Here is a 25650-nt window from a genome sequence, read left to right on the forward strand (position 1 = left end):
ATATGATCATGAAGTCACTGCGCGCCCTGCTGCTGCTGCTGAATTCCACCCTGCTCTCCCCGGCATTCGCCGCTAACTCGGTGATGATCTGGCCCATCGATCCCGCCATTAATCCTGAAGAGAAAGCCAGCGAACTCTGGCTGGAGAATCGCGGTAACAGCACCACCATGATGCAGATCCGTGTGTTCAGCTGGCAGCAGATTAACGGCCAGGAGCAGTACCAGACCCAGCAGCAGGTGGTTGCCAGTCCGCCGATGGTGAGGATGGAGCCAGGCCAGAAGCAGCTGGTCAGACTGATTAAACAGACCGCCCCGGCGGCCGGTCGGGAGCTGGCCTATCGGGTGGTGCTGGATGAGATCCCGACGCCGCGCAATCCTGGCGAGAATCAGGCCGGGCTGACCTTTCAGATGCGCTATTCAGTGCCGCTTTTTGTTTATGGCACCGGGCTGACCACCGACAGCGCCCGCCCGGCTCTGCGCTGGCAGCAGGTCAGTGAAGGCGGCAGACGCTGGCTGCAGCTGACCAACAGCGGTAATGGACATGCCCGGCTGAGCAATGTGGCGATTGGCGGTCGCAAACTGGGCGACGGTTTATACGGCTATGTGCTGGCGGACAGCCTGCATCGCTGGCCGCTCACCACGCCGGTCAGCGGCGAACTCACCGCAGAGGTCAACAAGAGCCAGTGGCGCAGCGCCGCCCAGAAGTAAGCGCTGAATGAGACCTTTTTCCCTGCATCCCTGTGCGCTGGCGGTGGTCAGCGCCATCTGTGCTTTTACGCCGGATTCGTCGCTGGCGGAGACTTACTCATCCCTGCCACCGCCGCCCGGCCTGCAGACCAGCGGCACCGGCCAGCAATATATGCTGGAGCTGGTGATTAACCAGCAGGCAAGCGGCAACATTGTGCAGGCAGAGCAGCGCGACGGTCATTTCTGGCTGCGCAGCAGCGATCTGCAGCGTGCCGGTCTGCCACCGGATAAGCTGGGCCAGCAACCACAGGTTGATGTCAGCAGCCTGTCTGCCATCAGCACCGAGTATGACGCTGCACGGCAGCGCCTGTTGCTGACCGTGCCGCCTGAGTGGCTGCCTGGTCAGGTTATTGGCGAGGCGAAGAACGGGCCGCGCTATCCGGGGCGTACCAGCAACGGCGCGCTGATTAACTACGACCTCTACGCCAGCCGCACTGATACCAGCGGCACGCGCCTTTCTGCCTGGAACGAACTGCGGCTTTTTGGTGACGCCGGGCACGTCTCCACCAACGGCGTCTGGCAGCAGCAGCTGGAAGGCAGTACCCCTTCTCAGGACAACGGCTATATCCGCTACGACAGCTGGTGGAGCAATGAAGATGAGAACGCGGCGGTGAGCTGGCGGGTCGGCGATCTGGTCACCGACTCGCTCGCCTGGAGCAGCAGCGTGCGGCTCGGCGGTATCCGCGTCGGCCGCGACTTCAGCGTTCGTCCCGATCTGGTGACCTATCCGCTGCCCGCCTTTTCTGGCCAGGCTGCCGTCCCCTCGACCGTCGATCTCTTTATCAACGGCTATCGTTCCAGCCAGGCAAACGTGCAGCCTGGCCCCTGGTCGATGACCAATGTGCCCTTTGTTAACGGCGCGGGTAACGCGGTTATCACAACCACCGATGCCGTGGGCCGGCGCGTCACGACCACCATGCCGTTTTACGTCTCCAGCAGCCTGCTGAAAGCGGGCCTGTCGGACTACGCCTTCTCTGCAGGTGCCATCCGCGAAAACTACGGCATTAAAAACTTTGATTATGGGCAGGCCGCCGCCAGCGGTTCGTATCGCTATGGCATGACCGACTGGCTGACGCTGGAGAGCCACGCCGAAGGCAGCGAAAGCCTGGCGATGGGCGGGCTGGGCGGTCAGCTGCGCGTCGGCAGCTGGGGAGTGGTCAACGGCGCGGTGGCACAAAGTCAGCTCGATGACGAGCACGGCAGGCAATACAGCTGGGGCTATCAGTACAACAACAGCTGGTTCAACATCGGTACGCAGCAGACGCAGCGCAGCAGTGACTTCGGCAATCTGGCGCTGGTCGGCAGCCGTGCCGGGAGCCAGGCCAGTAGTCGCTACGCGCTGTCGCGCCGCAGTGCGCAGTACAGCGCCAGCCTCTCGCTGAACCGCTTTGGCAGCGTCGGTGCCGCCTTTATCGACATCACCGACGGTCAGGGTGACCGCACCCGCTTGTGGAACCTCTCATGGAGTAAAAATCTGTGGGGCAACAGTAGCCTCTATGTCTCCGCCAGCCGCGATCAGCAGGAGAAAAGCTGGACCGGTGCTATCTCGCTGGTGATCCCCTTTGGCGAGCAGGGCAGCGCGGCGATCAGCACCGAACGCGATCAGCGCGGCCGCGACAGCCAGCGCGTTTATACCTCACGCGCCATGCCCAGCGACGGCGGGTTTGCCTGGGATGCTTCCTGGGCGAATCAGAGCGGTGACAGCGGCGATTATCGTCAGGGCAGCCTGCGCTATCGCAACAACCAGATTGACACGTCAGGAGGGTTTTATGGCGACGATGACAACCTCACCCAGTGGGCCGATCTCTCCGGCGCACTGGTGCTGATGGATAACCGTGTTTTTGCTGCCAACGCCATCAACGACGCCTTTGTGCTGGTGAAAACCCGCTATCCCGACGTGAACGTACGCTATGAAAATCAGTCGATGGGACGCACCAGCAAACAGGGCTATCTGCTGGTGCCCGCCATCAGCAGCTACTACCCGGCCAAATATGACATCGACACCCTCGACCTGCCCGCCGATATGACCACGCCACAGGTTGAGCAGCGTTTCGCGGTGAAGCGCCAGAGCGGCTATCTGCTCAACTTCCCGGTGGAGAAACTGCGTTCCGCCAGCGTGATCCTGCTCGATGCGCAGGGCCAGCCGCTGCCGGTCTCAAGTCAGGTGCAGCGGCCCGGTCATCCCACCGAATATGTAGGCTGGGATGGCATCGTCTGGATGGAGGATCTCTCTGCCCGTAACCCGATGGCGGTGGTGACGCCTGATGGTCGCCGCTGCGAAACCGAACTGCCTATCGCCAGCGGTCAGCCGCAGGCGCTGAAAACCTACGGCCCCCTGACTTGTGCGCTGCCCGCACCTGCCGCAGGCAGCGCCGCTTCTTCTGCTGAATCTTTTACGTCCGGAACCGCACCATGATGAAATCTCTGTTACTGGCTGGCCTGCTGCTGTTACTGCCGTCACTGAGCTTTGCCGCCTGCACTCTGCCCGCCGCCACGGCCAGCTTTGGTTCGGTCACCACCTTTGTGGCGAATACCACCGTCAGTTCAACGACCACCAACGCCAACGTTAACTGTGGCTCCGGCTCGACGCTGTCGCTGCTCGGCAATAACCAGATAACCTTCCAGCTGACTGGCGCAACCACCGTCAGCGGCACGCGCGGTACTCTGAAGCGCAGCGGTGACACCGGCACTGATAATGTGCCGGTGCGGCTCTGCACCGACAGCGCCTGTGCCAGTGAACTGACGATTGGCGGCACGCCGTTTGTTTATGGGTCGCAGACGCTGATCAACCTGGCGGGATTGCTGGGCAGTCTCAACTTCGCCATTCCGGTCTATCTGCGCACCGTGCCCGGTCAGGTGGTGGCCGCCGGGACTTATCAGGTCACGCTGAACATGGCGGTGACGTACCGCGTCTGTACCAGCGTCAGTATTGGCAATATTTGTTTGAGTGAGCAGAACGGCAGCGGCGTTATCCCGATTAACATCACGGCTGTTCTTACCAATGATTGCACAACGATTACCGCACCCAACATCAGTTTTGGCAGCGCGCCGCTGGTCAGTAGCTTCTCTGCCGTTTCGCAGACCATCAACGTGTTATGCAGCAAAGGCAGCACCTATACCGTCGGGCTGAGCAATGGCAGTTATGCAGTGGGCAGCGTCAGGAATATGGCGAGCGGCGCGAATCGTCTGAGCTATGAGATTTACAAAGACACGACCAGTAATCGCTGGGGAACGGCAGGCACGGAGCGCTGGAGCAGTACCACCTCGACGGCGGTATCAGCGGATGGACTGACGCGCGGCTTTAACTACACCGCGCGTATCCTGACCACCCAGAACACGCCGCCTGCTGGCAACTACAGCGACAGCGTGGTGGTCGACTTGTCCTTTTAAAGTGACGCGCTGACCGGCGACGCGCTGTGGCGCAGCTGATATTGCTTCACCATCCGGCCAATCAACAGCGTACCAATCAGCCCGCAGACGGCAGCAAAGGTCAGCCAGACGCCCGGCATCGCCTTATCACCGGTGGCGTGGATCAGATAGCTGGAGATTGCAGGTGTAAAACCGCCAAACAGCGCCGTCGCCAGGCTGTAGGCCATGGAGAAACCGGCGGCGCGCACCTCCGCAGGCATAATCTCTGCCAGATAAACCACCATCGCACCGTTATAGCTGGCATAAAGAAATGACAGCCACAGTTCTGCTTCCAGCAGGTGGGCGAAGCTGGCCGACCCCACCAGCCAGTGCAGCACCGGCCAGGTTGTCACAATCATCAGCAGGGTAAAGATGATCAGCAGCGGACGGCGACCCACGCGGTCTGATAGCGCACCCATCAGCGGCAGCCAGAAGAGGTTTGAGATCCCGACGCAGAGGGTCACCAGGAACGCCTGCTTGTCGCTCATCATCAACACGGTTTTACCAAAGGTAGGGGTAAAGGCGGTGATCATGTAAAACATGACCGTGGTGGTGACCACCATCAGCATCCCGGCCAGCACCAGCGCCCAGTTGCTGGCAACGGACCGCATAATTTCCGTCATGGAGGGGTGATGTTTACGTTTGCTGAACGCTTCAGTCTCTTCCAGCATCCGACGGATATAGAACAGGAACGGCACAATCAGGCAGCCGACCACAAACGGGATACGCCAGCCCCACTCCGTCACCGCCTCTTTTGCCAGCAGATGATTCAGCATCAGGCCCAGCAGGGCGGCAAAAATCACCGCAATCTGCTGACTGCCCGACTGCCAACTGACGAAAAAGCCTTTACGGCCTTTGGGTGCGACTTCCGCCAGATAGACGGACACGCCGCCCAGCTCAACGCCTGCCGAGAAGCCCTGCAACAGACGTCCCAGCAAGATCAGAATCGGTGCCGCCGCGCCCAGCGTGGCATAGCCCGGCACCAGCGCAATGGTCAGGGTGCCAATTGCCATGAGGCCCAGCGTCAGCAACAAGCCTTTGCGACGACCGTGATGATCGATATAAGCCCCCAGAATAATGGCCCCCAGCGGCCGCATCAGGAAGCCAGCACCAAAGGTCATCAGCGTCAGCATCAGGGAAGCAAACGGGTCATCACCGGGAAAGAAGGTTTTGGCAATGGCGGTGGCGTAATAGCCAAACACCATAAAATCGTACATCTCCAGAAAGTTACCACTGGTGACGTTGAAGATGGTTCGGGCAGCACTTTTCGGCGGCGTTTGTAAAGACGGGGTGTGACTCATAACGGCTTCCTGTTGTTTTTTAGCCGTTTTAGCCTGCCTGAAGTGAGATTAATGTGACCTGGCTCACCATTGCACTTTACAATTCTATGTACATAAGTAACAACCAATTAACAATTTAGATCAGGCAGCATAAGTGATCACTCTGTACGCGGATTTGCCTGATTTTGTGTGGCTGAACAGCTGACATAAAAAAGGCGACTGAAACAGTCGCCTTGTTGTGGTGCCGGATAACCTGCTATTTCTGCACGGTTTCCATGCCCATCAGACCGATTTTCAGATAGCCCGCCGTACGCAGCTTATCCATTACGCTCATCAGCGTTTCATAATCTACTGACTTGTCTGCCTGGAAGAAAATGGTGGTCTCTTTGTTGCCCTGCGTCTGGCTGGTCAGCACGTTAACCAGCGAGTCTGGCGTCACCTCGTCGTTGCCAACGTAAAGCTGCTTATCCGCTTTGATCGACAGATAAACCGGCTTTTCCGGGCGCGGCTGCGGTGCGCTGGTGGAGGCGGGCAGATTGACACGCACGTCGACCGTGGCCAGTGGCGCGGCCACCATAAAGATGATCAGCAGAACCAGCATGACGTCGATAAACGGCGTCACGTTGATCTCATGCATTTCACCATCGGTTTCCAGATCGTCGTTTAATCGCATGGCCATAAGAACTTACCCTAAGCGCAGTTTCTGGGCCGTCGCAGGACGCGGAACATCTTTGGCAACGGTGCCCAGGTCGATATCACGACTCTGCAGCAGCATCACCTGAGCGGCGACATCACCCAGCGAGGCTTTGTAGTTGGCGATCATGCGGGCAAAAACGTTATAGATGACTACCGCCGGGATCGCAGCAACCAGGCCCACCGCCGTCGCCAGCAGCGCTTCGGCGATACCCGGCGCCACCACCGCAAGGTTAGTCGTCTGGGTTTTTGCGATGCCGATAAAGCTGTTCATGATGCCCCATACGGTGCCGAACAGGCCGATAAAGGGTGCCACAGATCCGATGGTTGCCAGAAAGCCATTGCCCCGCCCTGCATGGCGGCTGACGGCAGCGACACGGCGCTCAAGGCGGAAACTGGTGCGATCTTTAATGCCGTTGGTATCTTCCACACCCGCCGACAGTTCAAGTTCATTCTGCGCATCGTTCAGCAGTACCACACTGTGGCTCTGACCGGTAAACGACTGGGCAATGCGGGCGGCGTCATTCAGAGTGCGGGCGTCGCCCAGAGCCAGTTGCTCACGCTTCAGGCGACGCTTAGCCGCGCTGAGTTCGGCATATTTGCCGAAGAAGATCGCCCAGGTCACCACTGAGGCCAACAACAGGCCAATCATGACCATCTTTACCACGATATCGGCATGTTGATACATGCCCCAAACGGAGAGGTCCGTTTGCATCAAATCACTGGCTACCACGCTGCTTCTCCAACTTCTGATTCAGGGATGCGAAACAAGCGCGAATGATAGCAAAATGACGGCGAATTGATAGTAGTTCTCATTAGTATTTACAAAGCTGATCCCGCGACTGACCTGTCATTAAGCGGGTTCAGACCTGTTTTCAGGGATGTTTCGAAAATGTGAAGTTGCATGAAAATTTATTAAAACAACGTTTCAAAATGTGACGGCATTCATTCAATCAGCATTGCTGCATTTTACTCAGGCGCGTTTTCACTATGCTGGCTCCACACGGCCTTCTGCTATCAGCCCCGATCTCAGGCCGTCTTACCTCTGCGGGAGACAACATAATGAGAATGATGAAAACATGCCTGGCCAGTGCCCTGGCGTCGATGATGGTGAGCGCGACGGCCACGGCACAGGTGATCAAAGTGGCTGAAGTGCAGCCTGCCGGTTATCCCACCGTGGTCGCCCTGCAACACATGGGCGACAAACTGAAACAGGCCACTGATGGACGGCTGGAGATGAAGATCTACGCCGGTGGCGTGCTGGGTGATGAAGATCAGACGCTACAACAGGTGCAGCTGGGTGCCATCGATATGATCCGCGTCTCACTGGCGCCGGTCACCTCCATTGCACCGGAAACCAGCGTGCTGACCCTGCCCTACATTTTCCGCGACGTTGACCACATGCATAAGGTGCTGGATGGCGAGATAGGCCGCGAGATTGCCAACAGGTTCGATAACGATCCCAATGCGCGCATGGTGTTCCTCGGCTGGACCGATGCCGGTGAGCGAAACATGATCACCAAAAAGCCGCTGGCGAAACCGGACGATCTCAAAGGCATGAAGATCCGGGTTCAGAACAGCGCCATCTCGCTGGCGACGCTGAAAGCGATGGGGGCCAATCCGGTGGCGATGGGCGTCAGTGAAGTGTTCAGTGCCATGCAGACCGGCGTAGTAGACGGCACCGAGAACAACCCCCCTACCTTTGTTGCCCATAACTACATGCCGGTCGCGAAGTATTACACCCTCAGCGGCCACTTTATCCAGCCAGAGATGATCCTGTTTTCGAAACGCGCCTGGGATCGGCTGAAACCCGACGATCAGGCCCTGCTGAAAAAGCTCGGCAAAGAGGCACAGGATGAGGAGCGCCAGCTCTGGGCGACGTATACCGACGCGTCGATCGCCAAAATGAAGGCGGGCGGCGTCACCTTCCAGCAGACCGACCGCGACTACTTCGTCAAAGCGACCCAGTCGGTGCGCGATCAGTTTGGCGGCAAATATCAGGATCTGATGACCCGGATCGCTGAGGTGAAATAATCCAGACGCCACACTGCCGTGTGGCGTGCTTAATCAGGGATCAATTATGTCTGCTTATACGCGTCTGATGGATGGGCTGTATCTGCTCTGCATGCTGGTGGCCGCCGTGGCGCTGTTGATCATGGTCACGGTGATCCCAGTTGGGATCTTCGCCCGTTACGTGATGAACGGCGCGCTCTCCTGGCCGGAGCCGGTTGCCATTATCTGCATGATCATTTTTACCTTTATCGGTGCGCCGGTGGGGTTGCGCGCCGGAACGCACATCTGCGTATCGATGGTGACCGATCGCCTGTCGCCTGCCCGGCAGCGCCTGATGCTGCGCGTCAGCGATCTGCTGATGATCATCACCTGTCTGGTGATCTTCCAGGCCAGTTACAGCCTGTGCGAAGCCATGTGGGTGCAGACCCTCGCCTCACTTCCGGCGGTGACCTACGGCGAGATGTATCTGCCCATCCCGATTGGCGCGATCTTCACCCTGCTGTTTGTCATTGAGCGATTGCTGAGCGGCGATCAGAGCCAGCGGCCGATTGTCACGCTGGGCGGCACCCACTAACGCGGAGCAGAATAATGGATGCATTGATCTTGTTAGGCAGTTTGCTGGTGTTGCTGATGGTGGGCTTTCCTGTCGCCTTTGCCGTGGGCCTGAGCGCCTTTATCGGTGCCTGGTGGATCGATCTGCCGCTGGAGGCGGTGGTAATTCAGGTGACCAACGGGATTAACAAATTTTCGCTGCTGACCATTCCGTTCTTTATCCTGGCTGGCGCCATCATGGCGGAGGGCGGCATTGCGCGGCGGCTGGTCAACTTTGCCTATATCTTTGTCGGTTTTATCCGCGGCGGGCTGTCGCTGGTTAACATCGTCGCGTCAACCTTCTTTGGTGCCATCTCCGGTTCGTCAGTGGCGGATACCGCCTCGATTGGTTCGGTGATGATCCCGCAAATGGAGGAGAAAGGCTATCCGCGTGACTTCGCGGCTGCCGTAACCGCCAGTGGCTCCGTTCAGGCAGTGCTGACGCCCCCCAGCCACAACTCGGTGATTTACTCACTGGCGACCGGCGGCATGGTGACCATCTCCTCGCTGTTTGTTGCGGGCATCTTTCCCGGCCTGCTGCTGGGGGCCTGCCTGATGGTGATGTGCCTGGGCTTTGCCCGCAAACGCGGCTATCCCAAAGGCGAACGCATTCCGTTTCGTCAGGCGCTGAAAATCTTCTTCGACGCGTTCTGGGGTTTGTTTACCGTGGTCATCATTATGGGGGGAATTCTCTCCGGCATTTTTACCGCCTCGGAGTCCGCCGCGATCGCCTGCATCTGGGCTTTCTTCGTCACCATGTTTGTCTATCGTGATTTTAAATGGAGCCAGCTGCATATCCTGCTGTTCCGCACCATTAAAACCGTCACCATCGTGATGGTGCTGATCGCTTTCGCCGCCGGGTTTGGCGCGGTAATGACCTTTATGCAGCTGCCCACCCTGATTACCGAAGCGTTCACCAGCCTCTCTGACAACAAATATGTGATCCTGATGTGCATCAACATTCTGCTGCTGGTCGTGGGCACGCTGATGGATATGGCCCCGCTGATTCTGATCCTGACGCCGGTGCTGCTCCCCGTCGCGACCGCACTTGGGGTGGATCCGGTTCACTTTGGCATGATCATGCTGACGAACCTGGGCATCGGGCTGATTACGCCGCCGGTGGGCACCGTGCTGTTTGTTGCCAGCGCGGTGAGTAAGCAGAAGATTGAGCAGGTCGTCGGGGCGATGCTGCCGTTCTACGGCATGCTGTTCCTGGTGCTGCTCCTGATTACCTATGTTCCCGCAATTTCACTCTGGTTGCCGCGCCTGATGGGCGTGATGTAGCACGCTGAAAACCGGCCTGTTCACAGGCCGGTTTTTTTCCTGCGATGCACTCTGATAATCACCATTGAGTCTCAACCCCGCTGGCCGTTTCGTGATAACGTGAGAGCTTAGTCAGAAGCGGCAAGGGCGACTCATGACCACCAGAAAAATTGATACCACGCTCGTCAGTGCAGGACGCAGCAAGCGTTATACCCAGGGTTCGGTAAACAGCGTTATTCAACGCGCCTCTTCGCTGGTTTTTGATACGGTCGCAGAGAAGAAACGCGCCACCGCGGGTCGGGCAAAAGGCGAACTTTTTTATGGCCGTCGTGGCACCCTGACGCACTTTGCGCTGCAGGATGCAATGACCGAGCTGGAGGGCGGTGCGGGCTGCGTGCTCTACCCCTGCGGCGCGGCTGCCGTGGCGAATGCGATTCTGGCGTTTGTCGAAGCAGGCGATCACGTGCTGATGAGCGGCGCGGTCTATGAACCGACGCAGGACTTCTGTACGAAAATCCTGGCTAAGCTGCAGGTTTCCACCACCTGGTTCGATCACTGCATCGGCCGTGAAATCGGTGAACTGGTGCAGCCCAATACCCGTGTGGTATTCCTGGAATCACCCGCCTCTATCACTATGGAAGTGCAGGACATTCCGGCGATTGTGGCAGCGGTACGCGCTAAAGCGCCTGAGGCGATCATCATGATCGACAACACCTGGGCTGCGGGTATTTTGTTTAACGCGCTGGCACACGGCATCGACATCTCCATTCAGGCGGGCACCAAATATCTGATTGGTCACAGCGATGCGATGATTGGCACTGCCGTCGCCAATGCGCGCTGCATTGACCAGCTGCGTGAAAACTCTTATCTGATGGGCCAGATGGTCGATGCCGATACCACCTACATGGCGAGCCGCGGTCTGCGTACGCTGGGCACCCGTCTGCGTCAGCATGAAGAGAGCGCGATACAGGTGGCAGAGCGGCTGGCGGCGCGGCCGGAAGTGGCGCGGGTGAATCACCCGGCGCTGGCGCAAAGCAAAGGACATCAATTCTGGCAGCGCGATTTTAACGGCAGCAGCGGCCTGTTCTCCTTTATTCTGCAGGAAAAATTGCGTGCGCCTCAGCTGGCGGAATATCTCGATCACTTCCATCATTTCAGCATGGCTTATTCATGGGGCGGTTATGAATCGCTGATCCTGGCGAATCAGCCGGACGAGCTGGCAGAGATTCGTCCGGCGGGCGGTGTGGATTTCACCGGCACGCTGGTGCGCCTGCATATTGGTCTGGAGCACGTTGATGACCTGCTGGCTGACCTGGAGGCCGGTTTCGCTCGCCTGACACGCTAAGTCAGTTAAACAAAGAGTAAACAGAAAACAAACCACGTCGCGGCGGTCCGCAGAGTTTGCCGGGCAGCGGCGCATTTGTTGCTAAAATTTATCCCGCATCGTTCAGGTTGTCAGTGAGATCGCTGCACGGTCTGAACGCAGACGGATTGTTCCTTGTGACGTGATGGAATCGCTAATGGGTGTTTTACACGAGATTGTCCAGGCGCTCTGGCATCAGGATTTTGCCGCCCTGGCAAACCCGGATGTGGTGTGGGTGGTGTACGGCGTGATGTTCCTGACGCTGTTTCTGGAAAATGGTCTTTTGCCCGCCTCTTTCCTGCCGGGCGACAGCCTGCTGCTGCTGGCCGGGGCGATGGTGGCTAAAGGGGTGATGGATTTTGTGCCGACGATGGTGATCCTCACGACCGCCGCCAGCCTTGGCTGCTGGCTGAGTTATCTGCAGGGTCGCTGGCTGGGCAATACCCGACTGGTGAAAAGCTGGCTGATGCATCTGCCCGCACAGTATCACCAGCGCGCCTGGAATATGTTTAACCGTCACGGGCTGATGGCTCTGCTGGTTGGCCGCTTTCTCGCCTTTGTCCGCACCATCCTGCCAACGATGGCGGGTATTGCAGGCTTGCAGAATGGCCGCTTTCAGCTGTTTAACTGGCTCAGCGGCGTGCTGTGGGTCGGCATTGTGGTTGCCTTTGGCTATGGCATCAGCCAGGTGCCCTTTATCAAGCGTCATGAAGATCAGGTCATGGCGATTCTGATGATACTGCCGATGGTGCTGCTGGTGCTCGGCCTGTCCGGCAGCATTGTGGTGATCTGGAAAAAGCGTCGCCAGAAACGCGCCTGACGCGCGTCTGGCGTTCAGATCCGCCGCCACTCAGGCGGACGGATCGGCTACCGTCTGCCTGACACGATTGACCTCTTCCCCCGGCGTCACGCCAAAATAGCGTTTAAATTCCCGCGAAAACTGCGAGGGGCTTTCATAGCCAACCCGCACCGCCGCCGCACTCGCTTTCACACCATCGTGCAGCATCAGCAGTCGCGCCTGATGCAGGCGATAGCGCTTGAGATACTGCAACGGCGAAGTCTGCGTCACCGCTTTAAAGTTATGGTGAAAGGCTGAGACGCTCATGTTCACTTCCGCTGCCAGCGCATCAACGCTGAGGTTTTCCGCATAGTGATTCTCAATCCGGCGCAGCGCACGCGCAATCAGGCTGAACTGGGTCTGGCGGCTCACCAGTGAGAGCAGCGCGCCGCCGATCGGGCCGGTCAGCACATAGTAGATGATTTCCCGCACGATATGCGGCCCCAGCACTCGCGCATCACGCGGCTGGGTCATCACATCCAGCAGCCGCTCTGCAGCACACAGCATGGGTTCCGTCAGCCACGCCGAGTGGATACCCGAGGTCTGCGGCTGTGGCTGGAACTGATCGTCGTCGCCGATCTCAATCAGCAGATCCTGCAGGCTGGCGGTATCAACCCTGAGACACAGCCCGGCAATCGGTATCTCCGGCGAGGCCCAGGTTTCACACTCCACCGGCAGCGGCACGGTCAGCATCAGGTATTTACTGGCGTCATACTGAAACACGGTGCTGCCGAGATAGCCGGTTTTGCTGCCCTGAAACAGGATGACAAGGCCGGGCTGGTACATCATCGGCGTGCGGGGGCGATATTGATTCGCATAAATCAGCGACACATTTTCGACCGGGCAAAGACGGTCGTGACCGTGGGTCATTAAGGTGACTACCTGCTGTGCCAGCCGGTGACACAGTGCATCGTGCGCCATAGCGACTCCTTTTCGGGGCAAAAAGCCAGTGTGCCGTGCTAATGCCTGAACCGCCAGCAGCCTGGAGAATCAGGCAAGAAATTTACCGAATCGGGCAGAAGAACAGCACCGCGGTTGTTGCCGGAGCTGAGCAGGCTGAAAATTGTTGGCTAGACTTAAGCACAGTGAAATTTCACGGGTTAACCGCAACGGAAAGGAGCAACTATGGCAGACCAGCCCATTATTAAACTGCGCGATGGCAATATGATGCCGCAACTCGGACTCGGTGTGTGGCAGGCCAGCATCGAAGATGCGCGTCATGCAGTACTGAAAGCGCTTGAGGTCGGCTATCGCTCAATCGATACCGCCGCCGCCTATAAGAATGAAGAGGCGATTGGTCAGGCTCTGCAGGAAACCGACGTACCACGCGACGAGATTTTCGTGACCACCAAACTGTGGAACGACGATCAGCAGAACGTGCAGCAGGCGATGGAAACCAGTCTGGAAAAGCTCAAACTGGAGCAGGTCGATCTCTATCTGATGCACTGGCCGTGCCCGGAGAAAGACCACTACGTTGATGCCTGGAAGAAAATGATCGAACTGCAGCAGCAGGGACTGACCAAAAGTATCGGTGTCTGTAACTTCCATGAAGCGCACCTGAAGCGTCTGCTGGATGAAACCGGTGTGACGCCGGTCGTGAACCAGATTGAGCTGCACCCGATGCTACAGCAGCGCACGCTGCACGCGTGGAACGCACTGCACCAGATCCAGACTGAATCCTGGAGCCCACTGGCACAGGGCGGCAAAGGCGTCTTTGATCAGGAGATCATTAAGTCGCTGGCGAAGAAGTATGGCAAGACACCGGCACAGATTGTGATCCGCTGGCATCTGGACAGCGGTCTGGTGGTGATTCCGAAGTCGGTAACGCCAGCACGCATTGAAGAGAACTTTAAGGTGTTCGACTTCCGTCTGGATAAGCATGAAGTGAGTGATATTGCGAAACTGGACAGCGGCAATCGTCTGGGGCCGGACCCGGAAACCTTTAACTAAGCGTCATCCTGTTACGCGCTGACTGCCCTGCGGGTGCCGGGCAGTACGCGCGTCAGGCGGTCAGGCGGGTTCGCCTGCCTGACCGCACGGTCAGGTGGTGGGCTGCACCACCAGCTGCCCCGCCGTGCCGCGATCGGCCAGTTCCAGCGTCTGACTGTAATAGACGAACGGGAAGTGATCTGACGAACTTTGCGGGAAGCTGACCATCAGCTCCACGCTGCCATCGACCCACACCGTATCTTTCCAGCCGCGATCTTCGCCCATCGGCTGTGCCCCATTCACACTTTTAATCAGGAACATGACGCCCTGAATATGCAGCGCCTGTGGCCGATCGGCGTGCAGGATCCAGCGTTCAAAGGTGCCCTGCTGCGCAGTGGTGTCAATGCGGCTCATATCCCAGAGCGCGCCGTTGATGCCCGGCATGCTGTCACCGATGCGGAATTCGCGTGTGCGAACCGCCACGCCATCCAGAATCTGATCGGCCAGCAGCCGCATCGGCAGGTTATCCGTCACCAGCGGCAGTAAGCCGGTTGGCCGCAGCGTCAGGATCAGGGTGGAGGTCAGAATCGAAGAGGGCTCAAAGAAACCGCGCAGCCGATCCATAATGCCCGCCGCCGTCCCGGCGGTAATCGACACTTCATCGCCCTGCGACATATCCACCAGCACTTCGCGGCGTTCGCCCGGTGCCAGTGACAGACGCTGCACCGCAACCGGCGCAGGCAGATAGCCCTGATCGCTGGCAATCACCATAAACGGACGATTGTCGCTGAGCACCATCTCATAGCGTCGCGCATTTGAGGCGTTCAGCAGACGCAGGCGCACCCAGCCGCGTGACACCTCAACATAGGGATTGCGCACCCCATTCACCAGCAGCGTGTCACCCAGGAAGCCGCCATCCTGCGGCGGGTCATAGACCGGCGTGGCGAAGTTATCGAGCCGCTTGTCCTGAATGATGATCGGGAAGTCATCTACGCCGTAATGCTTCGGCAGCGGCAGCTGTTTGCCGATATCATCTTCCACCAGCCACATGCCCGCCAGACCGTTGTAGATATGCGGAGCCATGCGGTTCGGGGTATTAGCGTGATACCAGCAGGTTGAGGCCGCCTGACGAATCGGCAGCACCGGCGACCAGTCAACACCGGCCGACATCATCCGTGGCGCGCCCCCCATCAGCGCACCCGGCAACTGCAGGCCGCTGACAGTCATGGAAACAGGCTCATTCAGCCGGTTGCTGTAGATCAGCTTAACGTCGTCACCGCTGTAAACCCGAACGGTCGGGCCAAGGTAGAGGCCATTGATGCCCCACACCGGCACTTTGTTATTGTCGCCATTAAATGACCAGTGGCTGCGCTGCATCGTCAGGAACAGCGGCTGGCCGCGACGGGATTCCAGCAACGGCGGCACCGGAAGTGGCGTATCACCATTGGCTGACGACGCGGCATGCGCCGCAGGCGGGAGTAAACTGGCGCTGAGCGCTGCGCCAGCAGAAAGCTGGATGAACTGACGTCTGCTGAAAGACATAAAACTTCTGACCCTTTACGCGTGGCGCTAAGCGCCGGCCCTGTTTTTATTGATCTGTTTTTGCTGTGCTGCGTTCACGGCGAGTCGGAAAAGGCCCGCCGCGCGGCATCCATGCAGGATAGTTCGGCGAATGACTCGCCGGTCAGATTTTTCCGTTTTTTTCGCGTTCTGCGACTTCGGCGTTCAGCTCTTCCAGCTTTGCCGCCATCAGTTCGCGACAGTGGGTAGCCAGCTTACGCACCGACGAAGACTCGAAAGCTTTGACATCAACCGGTGGCAGCATCTCCACAATGACCAGCCCGTTGTTCCAGCGATTGAGATCGACCTTGCCATGGGTATTGGAGACCACAATCGGAATGATCGGCACACCCGCTGCCACGGCGGCGTGGAAGGCACCGGTTTTAAACGGCAGCAGGCCACGGCCACGGCTGCGCGTCCCTTCCGGGAACATCCAGATGGAGATGCGCTTACGGTTAAACTGATCCACCAGCTCACCGATGGTGCCGCGTGCTTTAGCCCGGTCATCGCGGTCAATCAGCAGGTTGCCGGTCAGCCAGTAGAGCAGGCCAAAAAAGGGCACCCACAGCAGGCTTTTTTTGCCCACCGTCACCGTTGAGGGCTGCACAATTTTGGCCGCGGTGACCATGTCGTAGTTGTTCTGGTGGTTGGCGATGTAAATCGCATTGCCATAATTCTCTGCGCCTTCCGGTTTGCGCAGTTCGACGTTAAGGCCAAACACGGTCGACAATTTGCCAAACAGATGGCCAAAGGTGGCGACGTGACGCGGATTACGCGGTGAAAAAAGACACCAGATACAGCCAAAGATACAGACTAAGATCGAATAGATGACGACGATAATGGTGCGCAGAATCAGTAACATAGTTCCCTCATTGAGCCACGGCTGACGCAGTGTCAGCCGGGTTGTTTACGCTTCGCTATCCGGGCTCGCCGGACGCGCTGGCGCATCCAGTTCAACACGATCAATTTTTTGCAGGCCGCGCGGTAACAGCGTGCCGCGACGTCCGCGATCGGCGCGGAATTTCTGTAACTCTTCACTGCGCAGCAGCATTTTACGCTTGCCCACGTGCAGCGTGATAGCGCTGCCCGGCGGCAGAATCATCAGCCAGGCCAGTTTATCCTGACCGGCGGCCGCTTCCGCGGATGGAATCGAGATGATTTTGTTGCCCTTGCCTTTCGACATCTGCGGCAGTTCCCCGACCGGGAACATCAGCATCCGTCCCGCCTGAGTGATTGCCAGCAGCATGTCATCTTCATGATGGACCGCCATCGGCGTCATCACGCGGGCATTGTCCGGCAGCGTCAGCAGCGCTTTACCGGCGCGGTTGCGCGACACCAGATCGCTGAAGGTACAGATAAAGCCATAGCCCGCATCAGACGCCATCAGCAGACGCTGGTCGTCCGGCTCCATCAGCACCTGTTCAACCACCGCACCCGGCGGTGGCGTCAGCTTACCGGTCAGCGGCTCACCCTGTCCGCGTGCGGAAGGCAGCGACGTCGGATCCAGCGTGTAGCTGCGACCGGTAGAGTCGATAAAGGCCACCGGCTGATTGCTCTTGCCACGTGCCGCAGCCAGATAGCTGTCGCCCGCTTTGTAGCTGAGTCCGGCCGGGTCGATATCGTGACCTTTGGCGCTGCGCACCCAGCCCATCTGCGACAGCACAATGGTTACCGGTTCAGACGGCACCAGCTCGGTTTCGCTCAGGGCTTTGGCTTCTTCACGCTCACACAGCGGCGAACGACGATCGTCGCCGTAGCTGGCGCTGTCAGCCTGTAACTCTTTTTTCAGCAGGGTGTTCATCTTGCGTTCAGAGGCCAGCGTAGCCTGAAGCTGATCGCGCTCTTTTTCCAGATCCGCCTGCTCGCCACGAATCTTCATTTCTTCCAGTTTTGCCAGGTGGCGCAACTTCAGTTCGAGGATCGATTCGGCCTGCGTTTCACTGATGCCAAAACGCGACATCAGGACCGGCTTCGGCTCATCCTCAGTCCGGATGATGTCGATCACTTCATCAATGTTCAGGAACGCAACCAGCAAACCTTCCAGGATATGCAGGCGACGCAGCACGCGATCCAGTCGGTAGTTAAGACGACGTTTAACCGTATCGCGGCGGAACACCAGCCATTCGGTCAGGATCTCATGCAGGTTTTTCACCGCCGGGCGGTTATCCAGGCCGATCATATTGAGGTTAACGCGGTAGCTCTTCTCAAGATCGGTGGTGGCGAACAGATGGTTCATCACCTGATCGAGATCGACGCGGTTGGAACGCGGCACGATCACCAGGCGGGTCGGATTCTCGTGATCCGATTCATCACGCAGATCCTCCACCATCGGCAGCTTTTTATTGCGCATCTGGTTAGCAATCTGCTCCAGCACGCGTGCGCCCGACACCTGATGCGGCAGCGCGGTGATAACCACCTCGCCCTCTTCTTTCTTCCATACCGCACGCTGACGGATGGAGCCGCGCCCGGTCTGATAGATTTTGCGGATTTCGTCACGCGGCGTAATGATCTCCGCCTCGGTCGGATAATCAGGCCCCTGAACAATATCCAGCAGCTGGTCCAGCGTCGTTTTTGGCGCGTCGATCAGTGCGATAGCGGCCTGAGCCACTTCGCGCAGGTTGTGTGGCGGAATATCGGTCGCCATGCCCACGGCAATACCCGTGGTGCCGTTCAGCAGAATATTGGGCAGCCGAGCCGGTAACATCTTCGGCTCCTGCAGCGTGCCGTCAAAGTTCGGCTGATAGTCGACCGTGCCCTGACCCAGCTCGCCCAGCAGCAGCTCGGCATATTTTGACAGACGGGATTCGGTGTAACGCATCGCCGCGAACGACTTGGGATCATCCGGCGCACCCCAGTTGCCCTGACCGTCGACCAGCGGATAACGGTAGGAGAACGGCTGGGCCATCAGCACCATCGCTTCATAACAGGCGCTGTCGCCATGCGGATGGTATTTACCCAGTACGTCACCGACGGTACGTGCCGATTTTTTGAATTTTGCGCTGGCGCTCAGGCCCAGCTCGGACATGGCGTAGACGATACGTCGCTGAACCGGCTTTAATCCGTCGCCAATGTAAGGCAGGGCACGGTCCATGATGACGTACATCGAATAGTTTAAGTACGCATTCTCGGTGAATGTGTGCAGGGCAAGACGCTCTGCACCATCCTGAGTCAGTTCACTCATTAATTTCTCATCCTCACATCGTGGCCCACAACGGCGGGACACCCGGCGGTGGTTTGGCGAGGATAGTACCTTATTCCCTGATGTTAGTCACAGGGGAAGCACGGGGCAGCAGGCGTTCTGAAGCGCGATTTTAACTGCCGGATGCCCGTCTGATTCCGGCCGCCAGGCGCAAGGCCACTCTGCGGACGTGAATCAGGGCTTTGCCCCCATCCACTGACGGGCAATATCACGATAGTCGCCGGTGGCGGTGCTGAGATGCACCCACTGGTCGACATAGAGTTTCCAGCTGATGTCGTCACGCGGAATCATGTACGCCTTCTCGCCATACTGCAGCGGTTTGTCGGGATTGATCGCGCAGAGCGTCGGGTAATGCTGCTGCTGATAACGTGCTTCTGAGGCATCAGTGATCATCACATCCGCCTTGTTGTCGACCAGCTGCCGGAAGATGGTGACGTTGTCGTGGAACAGCGTCAGCGAGGCCTCTGGCAGATGGCTGTGTACAAAGGCTTCGTTGGTGCCACCAGCCGGTTCAATCAGCCGCACGTCAGGCCGGTTGAGCTGTTCGAGCGTCTGAAAGCGATCTTTGTCGCTGCAGCGCACCAGCGGAATTTTACCGTCCACGTCCAGCGGCTGAGCGAACCAGGCGGTCTGCTGACGTTTCAGCGTAACCGAGACGCCGCCGACGGCGATGTCACACTGCTTTGCCAGAAAGTCGGGCATCAGGTTTTTCCAGCTGGTCTGTACCCACTCAACTTTTGCGCCGAGTGAGGTCGCCAGCGCGTTCGCCATAGTGATATCCAGCCCTTCATACTGACCATCAGGTCGCAGATAGCTGTACGGCTTGTAATCGCCGGTGGTGCAGACTTTAAGCGTTTTGGTGCTGAGAACGGTGTCGAGGTGAGATTGTGCATGGACAGCGCCGCTGACCAGCAGCAAGGCGGGAATTAATTTTTTCATTCTGATTTTTTCTGTGATTTTCAGGGTGAGTTTGCCCCACCGATGGTGCCATAAACCGGCGCATTATTGCTGCTACAGCAAAAGTGTTGTGATCAACCCCGCATTTTTCTGCGGCTGAGGCCCGCGTAAGCTGAGCGCCATATTCAGAAAACGAGGCAACCTATTCATGAGCAGAATTTTAATTATCGATGGCGGTAAAACATTTGCCCACTCTAAAGGCGAACTTAACCACACGCTGACCGACGTTGCGGCCAGCCAGCTGCGTGACATGGGCCATGACGTGTCAGTCACCGTGGCGGACAGCGATTATGTGGTCGCCGATGAAGTGCAGAAATATGTCGACAGCGATGTGGTGATTTATCAGATGCCAGGCTGGTGGATGGGTGAACCCTGGACCGTGAAGCGTTACATCGATGAAGTGTTTACTGAAGGCCACGGCTCACTTTACGCCAGTGATGGCCGTACCCGCTCCGACGCGGCCAAGAAATACGGTTCCGGCGGTCTGCTGCAGGGCAAAAAATATATGCTGTCACTGACCTGGAATGCGCCGCTGCAGGCCTTTACCGACCCGGAACAGTTCTTTGAAGGCGTCGGCGTTGATGGTCTTTATCTGCACTTCCACAAGGCCAACCAGTTCCTGGGAATGGAAGCGCTGCCGACCTTTATCTGCAACGACGTGATCAAAGCACCGGACGTGCCACGCGATATCGCCGCTTATCGGACCCATCTTAGCCACGTTTTTGCGTAAGATAGTCAGGGGATACCCCCTATTTTCCACGAAAGAGGAATTCGCGAATGTTAACAGTCGTTGCTGAAATTTGTATTAAACCCGGTCGCCGTCAGGCCGTGCTGGATGCAGTGAAAAAGCTGATCCCGCAGGTGCTGGAAGAAGAAGGCTGCCATCAGTATGACGCGCTGCTGGACCATCAGGCGCAGGTGCCCTGGAAGCAAAATTCGCCAGACTCTATTTTTATGCTTGAGCAGTGGGAAACCCTGCGCCATCTGGAGCAGCATCAGCAGATGCCGCACATGGATGCGCATCGCGCCATCATTAAAGATGATGTGGTGGATGTGAAGATTCTGGTGCTGGAACCCAGCGCCTGATTGTTGCGAATCTTTCTGCAGTCTTCAGATGTTGTTAAGACTGCAGAAAACATAAAGCAGAGAGCCTCTGGCAGCAACAGATTAGCGCAACACGCAGGGAACCGGGTCAGAAGCGGGCACAAAGAGAACAGGACGCTTTCGCGTCCTGTTTTTTACACTTCAATGTCGGCCATATCGCCTTTTTCCTGCAACCAGTTACGCCGGTCTTCAGAGCGTTTTTTCGCGAGCAGCATATCCATCATGCGCAGCGTCTGATCAACATCCTCTTCGCTGATGGTCAGCTGTACCAGGCGGCGGGTATTCGGATCGAGCGTCGTTTCGCGCAGCTGCAACGGGTTCATCTCACCCAGTCCTTTAAAACGCTGAACGTTGGGTTTGCCCTTCTTGCGCTTCAGCTGTTCCAGCACGCCCTCTTTCTCATCTTCGTCCAGCGCGTAGTAGACCTCTTTGCCGAGATCGATGCGGTAGAGCGGCGGCATGGCAACGTAAACGTGACCGTTTCTGACCAGCGAGCGGAAATGTTTCACGAAAAGCGCACAGAGCAGCGTGGCGATGTGCAGACCATCGGAGTCAGCATCCGCCAGAATGCAGATTTTGCCGTAGCGCAGCTGTGAAAGGTCTTCGCTGTCGGGATCGATGCCGATCGCCACCGAAATATCATGCACTTCCTGCGACGCCAGCACCTCATCGGAGGAGACTTCCCAGGTGTTCAGGATCTTGCCTTTCAGCGGCATGATCGCCTGATATTCGCGATCGCGCGCCTGCTTGGCCGATCCGCCTGCCGAGTCGCCTTCGACCAGAAACAGTTCTGTTTTATTCAGATCCTGTGCGGTGCAGTCCGCCAGTTTTCCTGGCAGAGCCGGGCCGCTGGTCAGCTTTTTACGCACCACTTTTTTGGCTGCCCGCATACGCCGCTGGGCGCTGGAGATCGCCAGCTCAGCCAGCATTTCTGCCGTCTGAATGTTCTGGTTCAGCCACAGGCTGAAGGCATCTTTTACGACGCCAGAGACAAAGGCAGCGCATTGACGGGAAGAGAGACGCTCTTTAGTCTGCCCGGCGAACTGCGGATCCTGCATCTTCACCGACAGCACATAGGCACAGCGATCCCAGATATCTTCCGCTGAAAGCTTCACGCCACGCGGCAGGATGTTGCGGTATTCACAGAACTCGCGCATCGCATCCAGCAGCCCCTGACGCAGGCCGTTGACGTGCGTACCGCCCTGCATGGTCGGGATCAGGTTAACGTAGCTTTCCGTTAACAGCTCGCCGCCTTCCGGCAGCCATAACAGCGCCCAGTCAACCGCTTCCACATCACCGGCAAAGCTGCCGACAAACGGTTTTTCCGGCAGGGTCGGCAGGCCATTCACCGCCTCACACAGGTAGTCGGTCAGACCATCTTCGTAGCACCAGCGCTGTTCGGTATTGTTCAGCTTGTCTTTAAAGACAATCTCGACGCCAGGACAGAGCACCGCTTTGGCTTTCAGCAGATGGGAAAGACGCGATACCGAGAAACGCGGGCTGTCGAAGAAGCTTTCATCAGGCCAGAAATGGACGCGCGTACCGGTGTTGCGTTTCGCTACCGTGCCGGTGACGGTGAGATCCTGCACTTTGTCGCCATTTTCAAACGCCATGTCATAGATTTCGCCATTACGGCGCACCGTGACTTCGACGCGTTTTGACAGGGCGTTGACCACCGAGATGCCGACGCCGTGCAGACCGCCCGAGAACTGATAGTTTTTATTGGAGAACTTGCCGCCCGCATGCAGGCGACACAGGATCAGCTCGACGGCTGGCACGCCCTCTTCCGGATGAATATCCACCGGCATGCCGCGACCATCATCAATAACTTCCAGCGACTGGTCAGCGTGCAGAATCACTTCAACCCGCTTCGCATGGCCGCCCAGCGCCTCATCGACGCTGTTATCAATCACTTCCTGACCCAAATGGTTGGGCCGCGTCGTATCGGTGTACATGCCCGGACGACGGCGAACAGGCTCAAGGCCAGTCAGGACCTCAATGGCATCCGCGTTATAGTTAGATTGACTCATCGTAAATGTCTGATTAGAAGGGTGAAAGGGGGTGCGATTTCCGCATTACTCAGGGGTGATTCAGACCGAGAAAGTCCAGAATCTGCGGGAAATGGCGCTCGAATCCAGTAAATGTATGATTTCCGCCCTCTTCTACCGTGTGACGGCACGCGCTGTAATAGTCGAGCGCCTGTCGGTAATCGAGAACTTCATCGCCGGTCTGTTGCAGCAGCCAGAGTAAATCGGGCGCTTCCAGCGGTTCAATCTGCATTACTTTGAGATCGTAAATGTGGCGTGACTCTAACACATATTGCTGGCCGGTGTAGGGATTCTGATTTACACCCAGGAAATCCGCCAGCAGCTCAAAAGGTCGCACCGCAGGATTAACGACTACGGCGGGCAGCATAAAGCATTGCGACAGCCAGGTGGCGTAATAACCGCCCAGCGAAGAGCCTACCAGACCCAGGGTTTCGCCACTCCGGCTCAGCACCAGATCTTCCAGCATAGCGGCGGCATCGGCCGGGAAAGTCGGCAGCTGTGGCACGATCATGTCGACCGCCGGATGCTGCGCCTCTAACCATTGCCGGAACTGCGTTGCCTTCGCCGACTGCGGCGAGCTGTTAAAACCGTGCAGATAAAGCAATGCCGCCACGCGTCAGTATCCTTCTGAGTCTAAATCCGGGCGAAAAGCGTCGGTATTGAGCCGGTTAACCTCGGTCTCAAGGCCGCCATCCGGGTGCAGGGTAAACCAGCGCCAGCCGGGTGCCACGGTGTCAATCGTAAAGCTGGTGCAGTGCGGTTTAAACTGGACGCAGGTTGACGGCGTGGCCAGCACGCGGCGGCCATGCCACGCCAGATCCAGCTCCTGATGAATATGACCACAGACCAGCGTCCGGGCTAACGGGTAACGCTGTAGCACCGCATCAAGCTGATGAGAATTGCGCAGGCTGTGCTGATCGAGCCAGGTACAGCCCGAGGCCAGTGGATGATGATGCAGCAGGACCAGCGTATGGCGTTGCGGATAGCGGGCCAGCGCGTTATCGAGCCACTCCAGCTGATAGTCGCTCAGCATCCCATGCGGGACACCGTAAACCTGGCTGTCGAGCAACACAATCTGCCACTGCTCACCCACCAGCACCTGTTTGTGGGCATTGATGTGTGCCGCTGCCAGCGTGTCGACCATTGCGGGCTGAAAATCGTGATTACCGGGCAGCCAGACACAGGGCCGCGGTAAACGTGAGATACCCTCAGCAAAATTCTGATAGGCTTCGACAGAGTGATCCTGGGCGAGATCGCCGGTGGCGATGATCAGGTCGTAGTCGCGGTGTTGCGCAATAATCGCATCCAGCACGGCGTCGTAGCTTGACCAGGTGTTCACCCCAAGCAGCGATTCATGTTTTCCCGCGAACAGGTGGGTATCCGTGATTTGCAAAATCCTGATTTCGGAACCGTTCGCTGCAGGAAGAGTTAGCAGGCTATCCAAAGCGTTTCCTTCGTCTCCACGCCATTTACTGCATTATACGCATCAGCAGACCGGAACTGCCATTGCGCCATGTGCCAGGCAGTAGCGCAGCCAGTCTGCGAGAAACTGGTTTATCTGATGCTTTTCATCGCGCTGATGCAATTTTTTATTAGGATAATCATAGCGCGCTTTGAAGCGATAGATCTGTTGAGTTGAACACACTTCGGCGACCATCGCATCGTGATAGAGCCGTACCGACATTGAGGGCAGGCTCCAGTAACTTACGGCAGGCGCGACCTGGCGGATTTCTACCAGGGTGGTGTAGCGCGTCGACTCCTGAATAGTCAGCTGATAACGGGCGCCACTCACCTGATAAATCACCGATTCACCCGCCTCATCGTTGCGCGGCAGCAGGCGGCGTAACTGGGCGAAATTGGTTTCGCAGAGCCGCATCATTTCGGGAAAGTCAGGGGTATAGCGCTGTTTCATTTTTGTATCCACTCTTCGCGTAGTTTTTCATGATGCAACGCCAGCCATTGCAAGGCGATGACAGACGCCGCATTGTCGATTATCCCCTCTTCCACCCAGCGATAAGCCTGTTCGCGGCTCACCACATGCACAAGAATATCCTCATTCTCTTCCTCCAGCCCATGACATCCCTCTGCCTGGCTGGCATCCACTTCCCCGATCAGCACCGACAGACGTTCGCTGGTGCCCCCGGGGCTGGCCAGATAGCTAAGCATGGGCTTAACCCGGCCAACGTCTAATCCTGCTTCTTCAACGGCTTCACGGCGTACAACCTGCTCAACAGTTTCGCCGGGGTCGATAATGCCAGCGACCATCTCCAGCAGCCAGGGTGAAGAACTGCTGTCATATGCCGGGATGCGGATCTGCTCAATCAGCACCACTTCATCGCGTAAGGGATCATAAGGTAGCAGCACGGCGGCATGTCCGCGCTCAAAAACTTCACGCTGCACTTCTCCACTCATTTCGCCATTAAACCGGCGGTGACGGAAGCGGTAACGTTCAACGGAAAAAAAACCATCGTAGACGGTTTCGCGTGCAATAATTTCTACATCGTTTTTTGTGAAAGTCACAGGGGATTTTTTTTCGTCTGGCATCTTCAGGGTCCTTGTGCAGATTGGGGTGGAGCGAAAAAAGCCTGTAACTGTGCTCCATGTAAGGTGTTCTTTCTGAATTATTTACGTAAATTAGAGGGAGAAGGCACGTTCAGC

24 protein-coding genes are annotated in these 25650 nt (G+C 57.5%); 11 read left to right on the forward strand and 13 right to left on the reverse strand.

Going from position 1 to position 25650, the window contains the following annotated elements:
* Positions 1 to 8: 8 nt before the first annotated feature.
* From N5J69_RS13580 to N5J69_RS13590, 3 genes are read left to right on the forward strand one after another with little or no spacing between them, the layout of a single operon-like run.
* The gene (locus N5J69_RS13580) at positions 9 to 707 is read left to right on the forward strand and encodes a molecular chaperone (RefSeq protein ID WP_279770990.1); all 699 of its coding nucleotides are present in this window, start codon (positions 9 to 11) and stop codon (positions 705 to 707) included.
* Between the two features lie 7 nt (positions 708 to 714).
* Positions 715 to 3162, forward strand: a complete 2448-nt coding sequence (locus tag N5J69_RS13585; protein ID WP_279770991.1) for a fimbria/pilus outer membrane usher protein — start codon at positions 715 to 717, stop codon at positions 3160 to 3162.
* The gene (locus tag N5J69_RS13590) at positions 3159 to 4136 is read left to right on the forward strand and encodes a spore coat U domain-containing protein (RefSeq protein ID WP_279770992.1); all 978 of its coding nucleotides are present in this window, start codon (positions 3159 to 3161) and stop codon (positions 4134 to 4136) included. The genes N5J69_RS13585 and N5J69_RS13590 overlap by 4 nt, the downstream gene beginning before the upstream one ends.
* Here N5J69_RS13590 and N5J69_RS13595 read toward each other — a convergent pair.
* The 3 genes from N5J69_RS13595 to exbB form a co-directional block, all read right to left on the reverse strand.
* Entirely contained in the window at positions 4133 to 5455 is a 1323-nt protein-coding gene (locus tag N5J69_RS13595; RefSeq protein WP_279770993.1) for an MFS transporter, read from the reverse strand. The genes N5J69_RS13590 and N5J69_RS13595 overlap by 4 nt on opposite strands.
* Positions 5456 to 5690: 235 nt before the next feature.
* Positions 5691 to 6113, reverse strand: coding sequence for a TonB system transport protein ExbD (exbD, locus tag N5J69_RS13600; RefSeq protein ID WP_279770994.1), 423 nt, complete (start codon positions 6111 to 6113; stop codon positions 5691 to 5693).
* Positions 6114 to 6119: 6 nt separating this feature from the next.
* The gene (gene exbB / locus N5J69_RS13605; protein ID WP_279770995.1) at positions 6120 to 6842 is read right to left on the reverse strand and encodes a tol-pal system-associated acyl-CoA thioesterase; all 723 of its coding nucleotides are present in this window, start codon (positions 6840 to 6842) and stop codon (positions 6120 to 6122) included.
* Positions 6843 to 7189: 347 nt separating this feature from the next.
* Here exbB and N5J69_RS13610 point away from each other — a divergent pair, with 347 nt between their 5' ends.
* From N5J69_RS13610 to N5J69_RS13630, 5 genes are all read left to right on the forward strand, one after another.
* Complete coding sequence (locus tag N5J69_RS13610) at positions 7190 to 8161, forward strand: TRAP transporter substrate-binding protein (protein WP_279770996.1); 972 nt, start codon at positions 7190 to 7192, stop codon at positions 8159 to 8161.
* A 46-nt stretch (positions 8162 to 8207) separates the two neighbouring features.
* Positions 8208 to 8714, forward strand: coding sequence for a TRAP transporter small permease (locus N5J69_RS13615; RefSeq protein ID WP_279770997.1), 507 nt, complete (start codon positions 8208 to 8210; stop codon positions 8712 to 8714).
* A gap of 14 nt (positions 8715 to 8728) precedes the next feature.
* Complete coding sequence (locus tag N5J69_RS13620) at positions 8729 to 10015, forward strand: TRAP transporter large permease (RefSeq protein WP_279770998.1); 1287 nt, start codon at positions 8729 to 8731, stop codon at positions 10013 to 10015.
* A gap of 133 nt (positions 10016 to 10148) precedes the next feature.
* Positions 10149 to 11339: a cystathionine beta-lyase gene (gene metC / locus N5J69_RS13625; protein WP_279770999.1), complete on the forward strand. Its 1191-nt coding sequence runs from the start codon at positions 10149 to 10151 to the stop codon at positions 11337 to 11339.
* A gap of 175 nt (positions 11340 to 11514) precedes the next feature.
* The gene (locus tag N5J69_RS13630; protein WP_279771001.1) at positions 11515 to 12177 is read left to right on the forward strand and encodes a DedA family protein; all 663 of its coding nucleotides are present in this window, start codon (positions 11515 to 11517) and stop codon (positions 12175 to 12177) included.
* A gap of 30 nt (positions 12178 to 12207) precedes the next feature.
* Here N5J69_RS13630 and N5J69_RS13635 read toward each other — a convergent pair whose 3' ends face one another.
* Entirely contained in the window at positions 12208 to 13116 is a 909-nt protein-coding gene (locus N5J69_RS13635; RefSeq protein ID WP_279771002.1) for an AraC family transcriptional regulator, read from the reverse strand.
* A 204-nt stretch (positions 13117 to 13320) separates the two neighbouring features.
* Here N5J69_RS13635 and dkgA point away from each other — a divergent pair, with 204 nt between their 5' ends.
* The gene (gene dkgA / locus N5J69_RS13640; protein ID WP_279771003.1) at positions 13321 to 14145 is read left to right on the forward strand and encodes a 2,5-didehydrogluconate reductase DkgA; all 825 of its coding nucleotides are present in this window, start codon (positions 13321 to 13323) and stop codon (positions 14143 to 14145) included.
* 90 nt (positions 14146 to 14235) lie between these two features.
* Here dkgA and ftsP read toward each other — a convergent pair whose 3' ends face one another.
* The 4 genes from ftsP to N5J69_RS13660 form a co-directional block, all read right to left on the reverse strand.
* Positions 14236 to 15666, reverse strand: a complete 1431-nt coding sequence (ftsP, locus tag N5J69_RS13645) for a cell division protein FtsP (protein ID WP_279771005.1) — start codon at positions 15664 to 15666, stop codon at positions 14236 to 14238.
* A gap of 142 nt (positions 15667 to 15808) precedes the next feature.
* Positions 15809 to 16546 carry a 1-acylglycerol-3-phosphate O-acyltransferase gene (locus tag N5J69_RS13650; RefSeq protein WP_279771006.1) on the reverse strand — a complete coding sequence of 246 codons (738 nt, stop codon included), beginning with the start codon at positions 16544 to 16546 and terminating at the stop codon, positions 15809 to 15811.
* Positions 16547 to 16591: 45 nt separating this feature from the next.
* Complete coding sequence (gene parC / locus N5J69_RS13655) at positions 16592 to 18865, reverse strand: DNA topoisomerase IV subunit A (RefSeq protein WP_279771014.1); 2274 nt, start codon at positions 18863 to 18865, stop codon at positions 16592 to 16594.
* Between the two features lie 192 nt (positions 18866 to 19057).
* Positions 19058 to 19822, reverse strand: a complete 765-nt coding sequence (locus N5J69_RS13660; protein WP_279771015.1) for a transporter substrate-binding domain-containing protein — start codon at positions 19820 to 19822, stop codon at positions 19058 to 19060.
* 166 nt (positions 19823 to 19988) lie between these two features.
* On the opposite strand from N5J69_RS13660, the gene N5J69_RS13665 reads away from it, so the two are divergent.
* The gene (locus N5J69_RS13665) at positions 19989 to 20570 is read left to right on the forward strand and encodes an NAD(P)H-dependent oxidoreductase (protein ID WP_279771017.1); all 582 of its coding nucleotides are present in this window, start codon (positions 19989 to 19991) and stop codon (positions 20568 to 20570) included.
* 47 nt (positions 20571 to 20617) lie between these two features.
* Positions 20618 to 20926, forward strand: a complete 309-nt coding sequence (locus tag N5J69_RS13670; protein WP_279771019.1) for a putative quinol monooxygenase — start codon at positions 20618 to 20620, stop codon at positions 20924 to 20926.
* A gap of 152 nt (positions 20927 to 21078) precedes the next feature.
* On the opposite strand, the gene parE is transcribed toward N5J69_RS13670, so the two are convergent.
* Genes parE through nudF form a run of 5 tightly spaced genes read right to left on the reverse strand, consistent with a single transcriptional unit; the run spans position 21079 to position 25536 of the window.
* Positions 21079 to 22974 carry a DNA topoisomerase IV subunit B gene (gene parE / locus N5J69_RS13675; protein ID WP_033733909.1) on the reverse strand — a complete coding sequence of 632 codons (1896 nt, stop codon included), beginning with the start codon at positions 22972 to 22974 and terminating at the stop codon, positions 21079 to 21081.
* Positions 22975 to 23023: 49 nt separating this feature from the next.
* Positions 23024 to 23605, reverse strand: a complete 582-nt coding sequence (gene yqiA / locus N5J69_RS13680) for an esterase YqiA (RefSeq protein ID WP_279771021.1) — start codon at positions 23603 to 23605, stop codon at positions 23024 to 23026.
* Positions 23606 to 23608: 3 nt separating this feature from the next.
* Positions 23609 to 24436, reverse strand: a complete 828-nt coding sequence (gene cpdA / locus N5J69_RS13685) for a 3',5'-cyclic-AMP phosphodiesterase (RefSeq protein ID WP_279771023.1) — start codon at positions 24434 to 24436, stop codon at positions 23609 to 23611.
* A gap of 42 nt (positions 24437 to 24478) precedes the next feature.
* A complete protein-coding gene (locus N5J69_RS13690) occupies positions 24479 to 24904 on the reverse strand; it encodes a DUF1249 family protein (protein WP_008925735.1) in 426 nt (141 codons plus the stop codon).
* Positions 24901 to 25536 carry an ADP-ribose diphosphatase gene (nudF, locus tag N5J69_RS13695; protein ID WP_279771026.1) on the reverse strand — a complete coding sequence of 212 codons (636 nt, stop codon included), beginning with the start codon at positions 25534 to 25536 and terminating at the stop codon, positions 24901 to 24903. Before nudF ends, N5J69_RS13690 begins: the two co-directional genes overlap by 4 nt.
* Positions 25537 to 25650 lie beyond the last annotated feature (114 nt).

The organism is Pantoea sp. GD03673 (genome assembly GCF_029844725.1).
Lineage (GTDB): Bacteria > Pseudomonadota > Gammaproteobacteria > Enterobacterales > Enterobacteriaceae > Pantoea.